The sequence below is a fragment of the Agrobacterium larrymoorei genome (genome assembly GCF_037722385.1).
GTDB classification, from domain to species: Bacteria; Pseudomonadota; Alphaproteobacteria; order Rhizobiales; family Rhizobiaceae; genus Agrobacterium; species Agrobacterium larrymoorei_C.
Window position 1 is genome coordinate 271,410 of the sequence record NZ_JBBKAQ010000001.1, and the last position, 13,749, is coordinate 285,158.

Consider the following 13,749-nt stretch of genomic DNA (forward strand, 5'->3'; position numbering starts at 1 on the left):
CAAGAGTCGGGCTGACTCGTGTTGACTCTTTTGTGAACATAGAACAAAAAGTGAACATTAGTTTTTTAGCGTGGAATGCTCTGAGAAGTTTCGTGTCATGCAGAAGCGCGCAGAACAGCTTGTCGTGGAGGAATTGCGGGAAAGACTGGAGAGGATCACCCAAGGTCCTGCCAGACAGCAGGAGACTCTGCCCTTCGATATTCCTGCCATCGATGAGCGTCTTCCTGGCCAAGGCCTGAAGCTCGGCAGCTTACATGAAGTAAGCGGTGGTGGGAATGGTGCCGTCGATGGCGCGGCGTCTGCGCTTTTTTGTGCGGGGATTGCAGCGCGGTTGAAAGGCAAAATCCTCTGGTGCGTGACGCGTCCCGATCTCTTCATGCCAGCCCTTACACAGGCGGGACTTTCTCATAACCGCCTGATCATCGTCGAATGTCGTGACGAAAAAGGCGTATTGGATTGTTTCGAAGAGGGGCTTCGCTGCAACGGCTTTGGTGCGGTGATCGGTGAAGTGTCGAAGTTGCCGATGAACATGTCGCGGCGACTGCAACTGACGGCGGAAGCTTCAGGCGTGGCAGCAATCGCACTTCGCCGCTGGCGTCATGTAAGCGGTGTCGCCGATTTCGGCCAGCCAACGGCTGCCGTTACCCGCTGGCGCATTTCCATGCGTCCCTCCACACCGTTGCCAGTGCGCGGAGTAGGGCGGTCTCGATGGTTTCTGGAACTGTTACGCGTTCGAGGTGGCGAACCTTTTGAAATGGAAGTGGAAGCCTGTGATGCAGAGGGTCGTCTCGCTATACCTGCCGACATGGCAGACGGATCGATACCGCAGGATGCTTGGGGACGCAGCGCCGCCGGTTGAAACTCCGGTCGTCATGATTGCGCGCCAAGGAAGCCGTCGGCTCGTGGCTGCTCTCAATAGTGCCGCGCTGAAAGCGGGCTTGCGCCCCGGCATGCCAGCCAGCAAGGCGCAGGCCATTCTGCCGGGTCTTATTGTCGAAGACTTGAAGCCCTTGGAGGATGCAAAAGCCCTTGAGGATCTGGCTTTCTGGTTTTTGCGCATCTATGCCCCCATTGTCGCGCCGGATACGCCCGATGGGCTGGTGCTCGATACGACCGGCGCCGATCATCTGCACGGCAATGAGAGGCTGATGCTGACCGGCATGATCAATCGCCTCCATGCACTGGGTTTTACCGCACGTGCGGCCATTGCCGAAAGCTGGGGTGCTGCCCACGCGCTTGCCCGTTTTGGGCTGGAGGCCGTCACAATCTTACCTGAAGGTGGGGTGAGGGAGGCTCTTGCACCGCTGCCGCTTGCCGCCCTGCGGCTGGATGCACATCTGGTCAATGATTTGAAGGTTCTGGGCTTTCGCCGCATTGGAGAACTGGCTGCCGCACCGCGTGCGCCTATCACCTTGCGGTTCGGCCCCGAAGTGGGTCGCAGGCTGGATCAGGCCTATGGTATCGTGTCGGAGCCGATAGAGCCGGTTCGCGTGTCGGAACTGGTGACGGTGAAGCGCTTCTTTCCAGAGCCGATCGGTGCTGCCGAAACTATTGCCAAATACACGAGGCAGCTTGTATCCGACCTCTGTCTGGGTTTGGAAAAGCGCGGATTGGGTGCGCGTCGTGTCGATCTCGTTTTCCATCGTGTCGATAGCGGCGTGCAGGCCATTCGGGCCGGGACCTCGAAGCCCGCTCGCGATAGCAAGCAATTGTCGCGTCTTCTGACCGACCGCATCGAGACGATCGACCCGGGTTTTGGCATTGAGAAGATGACGTTGACGGCAACCCATGCGGAGCCGCTTCTTGCCGGTCAGGCGCGCTCCATTCTTCTTGAGGAGGCAGGAGGCGATATTGGCGAGGCCGTCGATATCATCCTCAACCGTGGCCACAAGGTCTATCGCTATGCCGCTGTTCAAAGCGATGTGCCGGAGCGCTCCCTCCAGAAAATTCCAGCTGAGACTATGGAAGACGCGCCCGGTTGGCCGGAACATTGGCCGCGCCCCGTGAGGCTGCTGTTCAAGCCGGAGCCGATCCAGACCGTGGCGCTGCTTCCCGATCATCCGCCCCGAAGCTTCACATGGCGCGGGGTGCGTCACGTCGTCAAACGAGCAGATGGGCCAGAGCGCGTCTTTGGCGAATGGTGGAAGCGAGATCGCGAGCTCTTAGCGGTGCGCGATTATTTCCGCGTCGAGAATGAGAGTGGTGAGCGCTTCTGGATATTTCGCTCCGGCGATGGCGAGCACACAGAGACTGGCACCTTGGACTGGTTCATGCATGGATTTTTCGCATGAGTGCGGGTGTTCGTTATGCCGAGCTTCAGGTGACCTCGCATTTTTCCTTTCTGCGTGGCGCCAGTTCCTGCGAGGAACTCTTTGCCCAGGCCAAGGCGCTCGGCATAGAGGCGCTGGGCATTGTCGATCGCAACAGCCTCGCGGCCATTCCTCGGGCGCACAAGATCGCGAAAGAGCTCGGCCTTCGGCTGGTGGTCGGCTGCAGGCTGGATCTGATGCAGGACGTCTCCGTGCTGGTCTATCCCACGAACAGAGAGGCCTATGGTCGGCTGTGCCGCCTGCTGACATTCGGGAAGAGAGACGGAAAGGCCGGCAAGTGCTCGCTTACGTGGAGCGATCTGGTTGCCTATGGCGAAGGGCTGATCGTAGTCCTCCTCCCGGATGAGGCGGATGACAGCCTTCCCAGCCATCTCCGCAGGATAAAAGCGGATTTTGCCGATCGCGCCTATGTGGCGATGAGCCTGCGGCGCCGGCCAAATGATGCGCTGCGCCTGCATGAGCTTTCGCAGATGGCAGCGCGCGCCGGTGTGGCGACAGTCGTTACCAATGACGTTCTTTTTCATGAGCCTGGTCGTCGCATGTTGCAGGATGTCGTCACCTGCATTCGCCACAATTGCACGATCGACGATGCCGGCTTTCGCCGCGAGCGACATGCGGATCGCTATTTGAAGCCGCCGGAAGAAATGTATCGGCTTTTTTCTGCCTATCCTGATGCCTTGGAAAATACGCTGAAGATCGTGAAGAAGTGCAGGTTTTCGCTCTCGGAGTTGGAATATCAATATCCCGATGAGCGGCAGATACCAGGCCTGACGGCGCAGGAAGCGCTGGAAAAATTCGTCTGGGATGAGGCACCGAAGCGCTATCCCGATGGTGTGCCGGAGAAGGTGGAGCAGACGCTGCGGCACGAATTGGCCATCATCGCCAAAAAGAAATACGCAGCCTATTTCCTAACCGTCAACAAAATTGTCCGGCAGGCGCGAGAGATGAAAATCCTCTGTCAGGGAAGGGGATCCGCGGCGAACTCCGCCGTCTGCTTCGTTCTCGGCATCACTGCAATTGATCCAAAGGAAAGCGACCTTCTATTCGAGCGCTTCGTCTCCGAAGACCGCGACGAGCCGCCGGATATCGATGTCGATTTCGAACACCAGCGGCGGGAAGAGATCATTCAGTGGATCTACGATCATTACGGGCACGACAAGGCAGCGCTTTGTTCTGTGGTTACCTGTTATCGCGGCAAAGGTGCGATCCGCGACGTGGGCAAGGTCCTTGGTCTTCCCGAAGATCTGACCAAGCTCATGTCCTCGCAAATCTGGTGGTGGACGGAAGGCACCGGCGAGAAGCACGCCAAGGAATTGAACATCAATCTGGAGGATCGACGCGTCAGGTTGGCCTTCGATCTCGCGCGCCAACTGATCGGCACGCCCCGCCATTTCAGTCAGCACCCGGGCGGCTTCGTCTTGACCCATGATCGGCTGGATGAACTCGTTCCCATTCTTCCAGCAACCATGAAGGATCGGCGCATCATCGAATGGGACAAGGACGACATTGAAATCGTCGACTTCATGAAGATGGATTGCCTGGCGCTTGGCATGCTCTCCTGCATGCGAAGAGCGTTCGAGATGCTGACGAAGCGCAAGGGGGAAGAGTTTGGGCTGACCAGCATAAACAGTGGCGACAAAGAGACTTACGATATGATCTGCAAAGCCGATACGATCGGCACGTTCCAGATCGAAAGCCGGGCGCAGATGTCTATGTTGCCGAGGCTGAGACCGAGGGAGCTTTACGATCTGGTCATTCAGGTGGCGATCGTGCGCCCCGGTCCGATACAGGGCAATATGGTCCATCCCTATCTGAAGCGGCGTCAGGAAATAGCAGAGGGTAAGACGATCGTTTACGAGCATCCCACTCTCGAAAAGGTTCTTCGCAAGACGCTTGGCGTTCCGTTGTTTCAGGAACACGCCATGCGCATTGCCATCGACTGTGCTGGCTTTACCCCCAGTGAAGCGGATAAGCTGAGACGGGCGATGGCGACATTCAAAAATGTCGGAACCATCAAAGATTTTGAAAAGCAGCTCATTGGTGGGCTTATCAAAAACAATTTCAGCGAAGAGTTTGCCAAAAGGCTCTTCGCGCAGATCCAAGGTTTTGGCAGCTATGGCTTTCCAGAAAGCCACGCGGCATCTTTCGCATTGATTGCCTACGCATCGGCATGGATGAAGTGTCACCATCCCGATGTCTTCTGTGCGGCGCTGTTAAACTCCCAGCCGATGGGATTTTACGCTCCGGCACAGCTTGTTCGCGATGCGCGTGATCATGGAGTTGTGGTCCGGCCCGTTTGCGTCAATGCCAGCCGCTGGAATTGTACGCTGGAAGAGAAGACTGCACCGGATAGAGAAGCCGTTCGGCTCGGCATGTGCCTCGTGAAAGGCTTGTCCAACAAGCATGCAGCAGCCATTATCGCATGCCGGGAGGAGCGACCCTTCCAGTCTATCGACGATCTTTGGAGGCGGGCAGGGGTGCCCGTTTCAACACTGGTATGCCTTGCGGAGGCGGATGCGTTTCTAACCGCGTTTGGTCTTTCTCGCAGAGAGGCGCTTTGGGCCATCAAGGGGTTGCGGGACGAGCCATTGCCGCTCTTTGCCGCTGCCGCGGCGAGAGAAAACACTTTGATCGAGGAGTTGCAGGAGCCGGAAGTCAACTTGACGCCCATGACCGCAGGCGGAGAAGTGGTGCAGGACTATGGACATATGGGCCTGACACTGCGCGAACATCCCATGAGCTTTCTACGTCAGGACCTTTCCCAAAAGCGGATCGTCACATGTGCTGAGGCCCATAGAACCAAAGACGGTCGCTGGCTGGAAGTGGCCGGTCTCGTGCTTATCCGTCAAAGGCCGGGCTCTGCGAAAGGGGTCATCTTCATGACGCTTGAAGACGAGACTGGGATTGCCAATGCCGTCGTTTGGGTCAAGACCTTCGAAAAATATCGGCGTGTCGTCCTGTCGGCGAGCATGGTCGGAATTTACGGTAAGCTTCAGCGTGAAGGCGACGTCGTTCATATCGTCGCCCACCGCATCACTGATCTGTCGGACATTTTAAGAAGTGTCGGGGAAAGGGATAAACCGTTTCCGCTGCCCCATGGGCGCGGCGATGAATTTTATCACGGTAGCCCGCCGACACGGGACAGACGTGGGCTGCCACCGAGATCAGCTGTTCAGACCAGCGATGAGGATCACATCATCATCAAAGGCCGCAACTTCCATTGAAGAGCCACAATGCGCCTTCGTTGCAAATTGTATGACGCTCTGGCGACGTTTCAGGTGAGAGTAGAGTTTTTGATCCGGTCCTTGCCGACTTCGATGACGTGGCGCATCGCTTTTACGGCGGCGTTTTCATCCCGTGCCGCGATAGCATGAACGATACGCAGATGGTTGGCTGCGATCTCTGCGATCGTTGCCGGGGCAGAGGCGGGAGACGACAGTTTGAAGGAGATAGCGAGTGCCGCCTCAATCAAGCCGCTTGCTGAGCGCATGAAGGGATTACCGGAAATGCTGGCAACGGCGAGATGAAACTCCAGGTCGATCTTGGCAATGCTCTCGGCGGTATGCGCAGGATTGTCGAATTTTGCCGCAATGGCATAAAGCGAGACGATGTCTTCGCTGGACGCGTGCCGTGCCGCTGCAGCAGCAGCGGCAGGTTCGAGCGCCAGACGAATTTCGGCCAGATGCTCGATGAATTCGGGGTCGAGGCCGGCGTCGCAGCGCCATCCCAGCACGTCCGGATCAAAGAAGTTCCAACTGGACTTGTCGAGAACGCGTGTGCCGACCTTCGCCTTGGCCTCCACCAGCCGCTTGGCGGCTAGCGTCTTCATCGTCTCTCTGAGAACGGTTCTCGATACGCCGAAGCGTAGCGAGAGTTCGGCATCGTTGGGGAGAAGGGAACCCTCCGGTATCCGGCCCGAAACAATGGCGCTGCCAAGTTCCGCCACGACGTGCGCATGGCTATTGCGCCGCTTTCGTCCTGATATCGTGTTTTCCAGTAGCCCCAACAACTATCTCCCTCGCTGCTGCTATGCCGGGTGAGCCGCCGCCATTCTTCTGTTTGAGTACCAGATGATTGTGCGTTGCAAAACGATGAATATGAACAGAAGTATGCCGATGACGATTTTCGTCCACCAAGATGACAGTGTTCCATCGAAAACGATATAGGTCTGAATGAGGCCCTGGATCATCAGGCCGATGAAAGTGCCGGCGACGAGACCTGTTCCGCCCGTTAAGAGGGTTCCGCCAATGACGACCGCCGCAATCGCATCCAGTTCCACACCCACGGTTGCCAGAGAGTAACCGGACGAGGTGTAGAGCGTGTAGACAATGCCCGCGAGCCCGGAGAGAAAACCGGAAAGTGCGTAGATGCCGATCGTGGTTTTGGCCACGGGTACACCCATCAGTTCTGCCGACTGCTGGTTTCCACCAAGTGCGTAGACATTGGCGCCGAAGCGGGTGCGTGCTGCAACCAGCATCCCAACCGCAAAGACGATCAGCATGAGAATGGCTAGCGCCGTCAACCGGCCGCCGCCCGGCACGCGAATGTAGAAGCCCTGGATGGCATCAATGACCGGATGGGAGATCGGAACGGAATCGGTCGACATGAGATAGGCGGCACCGCGTGCCAGAAACATGCCTGCAAGGGTTACGACGAAGGGCGGAATTGCGAGGAAGCGGATCATCGCGCCCATCAGGCTGCCGAAAATGGTGGCGATGACGAGCACCGCCGCAAAGGCAACGAGCGGATGCACACCATAGCCGTTGACGAGGGTTGCAACAAAAACGCTGGCAAAGGCGATGACAGAACCAATGGAGAGGTCAATGCCACCGGACAAGATCACAAATGTCATGCCGACGGCCGCAATGCCGAGAAACGCGTTATCAGTCAGAAGATTGCCGATAACCCTCGTGCTGAGAATGCCGGGATACTGGGAAACACAGAGCGCATAGGCAATGATGAAGATCGCCAGCGTGGTGAAAAAGGGAAGGTTGCGGGTGTGGATCATCGCGCGGCTTCTCCTTTGTTAGCGGCGGGCGCCGGGGCGGCTGGGCTTGGTTTTTTCGGCGTTTTGGCAAAGCCTAGTAACGTGACAAGTGCCGGCGATTGAAGCGTCAGAACCACGATAATGATGCCAGCCTTGATGATCAGGTTGAATTCCGGCGGAAAGCCCGAGACGAGAATGCCTGTATTGATCGTCTGAATAATCAGAGCGCCAATGAGCGAAGCGGTGATGGAGAAGCGTCCCCCATTTAGCGACGTGCCGCCGATGACCACTGCCAGAATAGCATCGAGTTCCAGCCACAGCCCGGCATTGTTGGCGTCCGCGCCACGAATATCCGCAGTCACGATCATACCGGCGATTGCTGCGCAAAGCCCCGAGATCGCGTAGACGAAGAACAGAAGGAAGCGGGCGCGAACACCGGCAAGTGCTGCCGCGCGGCGGTTTATGCCCGTCGCCTCGATCAGGAAGCCAAGTGCGGATTTACGCACCAATAGACCGATGAGAATGGCACTCGCCACCCAGATGATGACGGGAAGCGGAACGCCTGCAAAGGAGCCAGAACCGATGGCGGCGAAGCTGTCATTGTTGAAGGTCAAGATGACCCCTTCAGTGATCAACTGTGCAATGCCACGCCCGGCGACCATGAGGATGAGGGTGGCGATGATCGGCTGTATGTCGAGGACGGCGACGAGAATGCCGTTCCAGATGCCGCAGGCGATGCCGACTGCCAATGAGACGGCGATCACGACGGGAATGGAATGCCCGGCACTGATCAACGTCGCTGCAACCGCACCGCAGATCGCGATCACTGCGCCAATCGAAAGATCGATACCTTTGGTGGCGATGACGAGCGTCATGCCTATCGTCAAAAGTGCGACAGGCGCGGCGCGCACCAGAATATCGATAAGGCTGCCGTAGAGGCGTCCATTCTGCATCGAGACATTCAGGAAGCCAGGTGAGATCACCGTAATGGCGGCCAGAATGATGAATAGCGCGATGAACTGCGGGGCCAGTCTCTTCAACTTCAATGTCACGCTCTTCATCACGCGGCCTCCGTACGGGCGGAGGTCGCAATCGCCTTCATGATGTTTTCTGCAGTCACGTCGGATCCCTTGAGTTCTTCAACATGGCGACGGTCCGACAGGACGATGACGCGATGGGCGACCGCCGTCAGTTCTTCCAGTTCCGAGGAAATGACGACGAGCGACATGCCCTCCTGGCAGAGCTTCTCGATCATCTTGAGGATTTCGGCGTGTGCACCAATATCGATGCCGCGCGTCGGCTCATCGAGAATGAGGAGGCGAGGCTCGGTTGCCAGCCAGCGGGCAAGGATTGCTTTCTGCTGATTGCCGCCAGAGAGGAACTTGATTGGACGTTCACGATCGGCGGGACGAATGTCGAGCGACTTGATGAAGTCGTCGGCAAGTGCTGCCTTCTGACGCTTGGAAATCGGTCGCATCCAGCCCTGACGGGCTTGCAGGGCAAGCGCGATATTATCGGCGACGGAAAAATCGCCAATAATGCCGTCCGTCTTCCGCTCTTCAGGACAGAAGCCGAAGCCCTGTTCGATGGCAGCTTCCGGTGATTGGATGGAAACCTGCTTGCCATCGATTGTCGCCGTTCCGCTCTCCGGCTTGTCGATGCCGAAGAGAAGGAAGGCGGTTTCGCTGCGGCCAGAACCGAGGAGACCTGCAATGCCGACCACTTCTCCCGGTCGAATATCGAGATCGAAGGGTTCGACGCTGCCGCGCTTGCCGTAGCCTTGAAAACGGATGGCGGGAGCGCCTTCGACAACATCATTGTCAGAGGGCTGCCGATTATGCGTGACATTCTGCAATTCGCGGCCAAGCATCATGGAAATGAGCTCGCCTCTGGGAAGCTCCGAAATGGTGCGCGTTCCTACCAGCTTGCCATTGCGAAGAACCGTGACGCGATCGGAAATGTCGTAAACCTGATTGAGGAAGTGGGTGATGATCACGATGCCGAGACCTTCGGCGCGCAATTGTCTCAACACCGTGAATAGCATCTCGACCTCATGCGTATCGAGACTGGCGGTCGGCTCATCAAGGACGAGGACCTTGCCGGAGAGATCGACTGCGCGCGCAATGGCTATGATCTGCCGGATGGCGACGGAGTAGCTAGAGAGCAGGGCATTGACGTCAATGTTGAGGCCATAGCGGCCAAGCAGCCTCTTGGCTTCGTCACGCATGGTGCGCTTGTCGACGAGACCGAAGCGGCGCGGCTGGCGACCGAGGAAGAGGTTTTCGGCCACAGTCAGGTTTTCCAGGAGATTTACCTCCTGGTAGACGGTGCCAATGCCAAGAGCCTGGGCTTCACCGACGTCGGCTGGGAAAATCTCGTCGCCGTCAAGGCGCACTGTTCCTTTGTCGCGCGTGTAAACGCCGGTCAGGATTTTGATCAGCGTGGATTTGCCGGCACCGTTTTCACCCAGCAGCGCGTGGACTTCGCCCGCACGCAAGGTGAAATCGACATTGTCGAGAGCGGTTATGCCGAGGAAGGACTTACCGATGGCACGTGCTTCCAGAAGGGACGGTTGTTCGGACATTCTGAAGCATCCATTGAAGAAAAAGCGTGAATGGAAACGGCGCCGAGCACCGTTCCGATCGCCAGTTCCGATTGAGGCATATTCAGCGAAGAGTGGGCGGCACTCTGCAATGCGCAAGAACGGAAGCATGAGAGCATTTGGGGTGAAGCCTGCTTCACCCCAAAAAAGGGGGCTTAGTAGCCGAGGTCTTTCTTAGCTTCGTAGACCTTCATCGGATCGTCAGACGCCGTGTAGAGCTTGGATTCCGTCTGGATCCACTTCTTCGGCTCTTTCTTGTCCTTGAGGTAAGCGTCGAGTACATCGAAGGCAGGGCCAGCCATGTTCGGCGTCAGTTCGACCGTTGCGTTCGCTTCACCGGCCGCCATAGCCTTGAAGATATCCGGAACGGCGTCGATGGAGACGACCTTGATGTCTGTGCCGGGCTTCAGGCCGGCTTCCTTGATCGCCTGGATCGCGCCGACAGCCATGTCATCATTGTGGGCGTAAACAGCGCAGATGTTCTTGCCGCCATTTTCGGCCTTGATGAAGCTTTCCATGACTTCCTTACCCTTGGTGCGGGTGAAGTCGCCGGTCTGCGAGCGGGTGATCTTGATGTTCTTGTGCGAAGCGATGGCCTCTTCGAAGCCCTTCTTGCGGTTGATGGCAGGCGAAGAGCCCGTTGTACCCTGAAGTTCGACGACATTGCAGTCCTTCGAACCGACGTCCTTGACCAGCCAGTCGCCGGCAACCTTGCCTTCGTGAACCTGGTCGGAGGTCACAGCCGTCAGGTAGAGGCTATCTGGAGCTTCGATCTGACGGTCGAGAAGAATAACGGGAATGTTTTCTTCCTTGGCTTCTTTCAGAACGGCGTCCCAGCCGGTGGCCACAACAGGCGCAATCAGAATGGCGTCGACGCCTTGCGCGATGAAGCCGCGAACGGCCTTGATCTGATTTTCCTGCTTCTGCTGCGCATCGGCAAACTTCAGATTGATGCCGCGCTTTTCAGCCTGCTGCTTGGTGACGGTGGTTTCGGCAGCGCGCCAGCCCGATTCGGAACCGATCTGCGAAAAGCCGACGGTGAGCGACTTTGCGGATACGCCAGAAGCCAGGCATACGGAAAAAGCGACGGTAACCGCCGCGAGTGCTTTTTTCATCTTCAATCCTCCCAGAGATGATGTCGGCTGACGAGGCGATATGAGCATATAGTATTATATTTGAAAAGCGATTTTTTGCTTCAGATCACCACTTAGCTTGAAACAGATCGGGTCATTCTAAATAAAGCCAAGTGGATTCAATAGGATAATTTAGTAATATTTTTTTGGCGGCATTGCCGTGTCCGTCTTTGCGTTCCTTGACAATTGCGTTCATTCCGAAATAGTAATACGAATATAAAGAACAATCTGCGGCATTGACCGCGTTCGTCACTTGCCCCAGATCAGGCAGGGGAAGAAAAAGATTGAGGCGGGAGGAATCGTGCGAGTCGTCAGCGAGAGTTTGGGCGCAGTGGAAGGTTTGGGCCGATGTCCGCCTTGCCAGATGTCGTCGTCTCCGCTACGCGTTTGCGTGGTCCCATTGTCGACGCTTCACCATGAATTCGTCGCACTCCCGTTGACCTACCCGTTCGCCACTTCCGGCTGGAGACCACTATCATGACAGACTCGAAGAATTTGACCGCCCCGCAAGGCAAGCTGCGCTCACGCGCGTGGTTCGACAATCCCGCAAATGCCGACATGACGGCGCTCTATCTCGAGCGTTACATGAATTTTGGTCTGAGCCAGGCTGAATTGCAGTCGGATCGCCCGATCATTGGTATCGCGCAGACGGGTTCCGACCTTTCGCCTTGCAACCGCCACCATCTGGAACTGGCGAACCGCCTTCGTGAAGGTATCCGAGAAGCGGGCGGCATTGCCATCGAGTTCCCGGTCCATCCTATCCAGGAAACCGGCAAGCGCCCGACTGCGGGTCTCGACCGTAACCTTGCCTATCTCGGTCTCGTTGAAGTGCTATATGGCTATCCGCTTGACGGTGTCGTTCTGACGATCGGCTGCGACAAGACCACACCTGCCTGTCTCATGGCGGCGGCCACCGTCAACATTCCTTCCATCGCGCTCTCCGTCGGCCCGATGCTGAACGGCTGGTTCCGCGGCGAGCGCACCGGTTCGGGTACCATCGTCTGGAAGGCGCGTGAACTTCTGGCGAAGGGCGAGATCGATTATCAGGGCTTCGTCAAGCTCGTCGCGTCTTCTGCTCCGTCCACCGGCTATTGCAACACCATGGGTACTGCGACAACGATGAACTCGCTTGCCGAAGCGCTTGGCATGCAGCTTCCCGGCTCCGCCGCGATCCCTGCACCGTATCGCGATCGCCAGGAAATTTCCTATCTTACGGGTCTTCGTATCGTTGAGATGGTCAAGGAAGACCTGAAGCCGTCCGACATCATGACCAAGGATGCGTTCATCAACGCCATCCGCGTCAACTCGGCGATCGGCGGCTCCACCAACGCGCCTATCCATTTGAACGGCCTTGCACGCCACGTTGGCGTCGAACTGACCGTCGATGACTGGCAGACCTATGGCGAAGAAGTTCCGCTGCTCGTCAACCTTCAGCCCGCCGGCGAATATCTTGGCGAAGATTACTATCACGCCGGTGGTGTCCCGGCCGTCGTCAACCAGTTGATGGAACAGGGCCTCATCATGGAGGACGCGCTGACCGTCAACGGTAAGACGATCGGTGAGAACTGCCGTGGCGCGATCATCGAAGACGAAAAGGTCATCCGTCCTTACGATCGTCCGCTGAAGGAGCGTGCAGGCTTCCGTGTGCTGCGTGGCAACCTCTTCTCGTCCGCGATCATGAAGACCAGCGTTATCAGCCCAGAATTCCGTGAGCGCTATCTTTCCAATCCCAACGATCCGGAGGCTTTCGAAGGCCGTGCGGTGGTGTTCGATGGTCCGGAGGATTACCACCACCGCATCGACGATCCGTCGCTCGGCATCGACGCGCAGACGGTTCTCTTCATGCGCGGCGCAGGCCCGATCGGCTATCCTGGTGCTGCAGAAGTCGTCAACATGCGTGCGCCTGATTACCTGCTGAAGGAAGGCGTCAACTCACTGCCTTGCATCGGCGATGGCCGTCAGTCTGGCACTTCGGGCAGCCCCTCGATCCTCAATGCCTCGCCGGAAGCGGCGGCAGGCGGCGGTCTTGCCATTCTGCAGACCGGTGACCGCGTTCGCATCGATGTGGGCAGAGGCACCGCCGATATCCTGATCTCGCCGGAAGAATTGGCAAAGCGTTACGAAGCGCTGAATTCTCAAGGCGGCTACAAGTATCCTGATCACCAGACACCTTGGCAGGAAATCCAGCGCGGCATCGTGGGGCAGATGGAAACCGGTGCTGTTCTCGAGCCTGCTATCAAGTATCAGCGCATTGCTCAGACCAAGGGCCTGCCGCGCGATAATCACTGATTGATCAGGTGAGTTGCCGGAGCAGTCCGGCACAGTCCATCTTTGCCGTCGGTTGTTATGCAGCCGGCGGCTTTTGTTTTTTTAGAGCGTTTCCTTGTTAAATAGAAACATTTCTTTTGGTTCTAACTGGATCGACTGATTGTCCGGAGCGCCCGTGCCGTAGCCAAAGCATACGGCCAAGCCGTCCGGGCAAGCAGGTGGCCCGTTTCAACCAACCCTCCCGCAGATGTGCTGGCAAATCTGCAAGAGCTTCAATTGCCCGGCGCGCTTATCGCTTCGCAAGAGAAGCGGCGCGACGGGAGGGCCCGGCATTTTTCCGCCAGGCTCAAAGGCGCCAAAATCAAGGGAGGGCGGCTCGACCGTACCTTTGGGTATTCCCTTCGCCAATCGCCTTTGCCTTGATGAAAA

9 protein-coding genes are annotated in these 13,749 nt (G+C 57.3%); 4 read left to right on the forward strand and 5 right to left on the reverse strand.

Annotation, left to right across the window (positions count from 1 at the left end; genetic code table 11):
- Window positions 1-97: 97 nt before the first annotated feature.
- Genes WKI41_RS01240 through WKI41_RS01250 form a run of 3 tightly spaced genes read left to right on the forward strand, consistent with a single transcriptional unit; the run spans window position 98 to window position 5,554 of the window.
- Complete coding sequence (locus tag WKI41_RS01240; protein WP_340191717.1) at window positions 98-859, forward strand: ImuA family protein; 762 nt, start codon at window positions 98-100, stop codon at window positions 857-859.
- Entirely contained in the window at window positions 774-2,291 is a 1,518-nt protein-coding gene (locus tag WKI41_RS01245; protein ID WP_340191718.1) for a DUF6504 family protein, read from the forward strand. The genes WKI41_RS01240 and WKI41_RS01245 overlap by 86 nt, the downstream gene beginning before the upstream one ends.
- Window positions 2,288-5,554: an error-prone DNA polymerase gene (locus WKI41_RS01250; protein WP_340191719.1), complete on the forward strand. Its 3,267-nt coding sequence runs from the start codon at window positions 2,288-2,290 to the stop codon at window positions 5,552-5,554. The genes WKI41_RS01245 and WKI41_RS01250 overlap by 4 nt, the downstream gene beginning before the upstream one ends.
- A gap of 50 nt (window positions 5,555-5,604) precedes the next feature.
- On the opposite strand, the gene WKI41_RS01255 is transcribed toward WKI41_RS01250, so the two are convergent.
- The 5 genes from WKI41_RS01255 to ytfQ form a co-directional block, all read right to left on the reverse strand.
- On the reverse strand, window positions 5,605-6,336 hold the full coding sequence (locus WKI41_RS01255; protein ID WP_340191720.1) for a FadR/GntR family transcriptional regulator: 732 nt from the start codon (window positions 6,334-6,336) through the stop codon (window positions 5,605-5,607).
- Between the two features lie 21 nt (window positions 6,337-6,357).
- On the reverse strand, window positions 6,358-7,338 hold the full coding sequence (gene yjfF, locus WKI41_RS01260; protein ID WP_340191721.1) for a galactofuranose ABC transporter, permease protein YjfF: 981 nt from the start codon (window positions 7,336-7,338) through the stop codon (window positions 6,358-6,360).
- The gene (locus WKI41_RS01265; protein ID WP_340191722.1) at window positions 7,335-8,378 is read right to left on the reverse strand and encodes an ABC transporter permease; all 1,044 of its coding nucleotides are present in this window, start codon (window positions 8,376-8,378) and stop codon (window positions 7,335-7,337) included. The genes yjfF and WKI41_RS01265 overlap by 4 nt, the downstream gene beginning before the upstream one ends.
- Window positions 8,378-9,901: a sugar ABC transporter ATP-binding protein gene (locus tag WKI41_RS01270; RefSeq protein WP_340191723.1), complete on the reverse strand. Its 1,524-nt coding sequence runs from the start codon at window positions 9,899-9,901 to the stop codon at window positions 8,378-8,380. Before WKI41_RS01270 ends, WKI41_RS01265 begins: the two co-directional genes overlap by 1 nt.
- 173 nt (window positions 9,902-10,074) lie before the next feature.
- The gene (gene ytfQ, locus WKI41_RS01275) at window positions 10,075-11,040 is read right to left on the reverse strand and encodes a galactofuranose ABC transporter, galactofuranose-binding protein YtfQ (protein ID WP_340191724.1); all 966 of its coding nucleotides are present in this window, start codon (window positions 11,038-11,040) and stop codon (window positions 10,075-10,077) included.
- A gap of 489 nt (window positions 11,041-11,529) precedes the next feature.
- Between ytfQ and WKI41_RS01280 the strand changes: the two genes are divergently transcribed.
- The gene (locus tag WKI41_RS01280; protein WP_340191725.1) at window positions 11,530-13,341 is read left to right on the forward strand and encodes a dihydroxy-acid dehydratase; all 1,812 of its coding nucleotides are present in this window, start codon (window positions 11,530-11,532) and stop codon (window positions 13,339-13,341) included.
- Window positions 13,342-13,749 lie beyond the last annotated feature (408 nt).

Coding starts and splice junctions, on each gene's coding strand:
- yjfF (WP_340191721.1), bottom strand. CDS start 7,338: ATGATCCACACCCGCAACCTTCCCTTTTTCACCACGCTGGCGATCTTC.
- WKI41_RS01270 (WP_340191723.1), bottom strand. CDS start 9,901: ATGTCCGAACAACCGTCCCTTCTGGAAGCACGTGCCATCGGTAAGTCC.
- WKI41_RS01245 (WP_340191718.1), top strand. CDS start 774: ATGCAGAGGGTCGTCTCGCTATACCTGCCGACATGGCAGACGGATCGA.
- WKI41_RS01250 (WP_340191719.1), top strand. CDS start 2,288: ATGAGTGCGGGTGTTCGTTATGCCGAGCTTCAGGTGACCTCGCATTTT.
- WKI41_RS01280 (WP_340191725.1), top strand. CDS start 11,530: ATGACAGACTCGAAGAATTTGACCGCCCCGCAAGGCAAGCTGCGCTCA.
- WKI41_RS01265 (WP_340191722.1), bottom strand. CDS start 8,378: ATGAAGAGCGTGACATTGAAGTTGAAGAGACTGGCCCCGCAGTTCATC.
- WKI41_RS01240 (WP_340191717.1), top strand. CDS start 98: ATGCAGAAGCGCGCAGAACAGCTTGTCGTGGAGGAATTGCGGGAAAGA.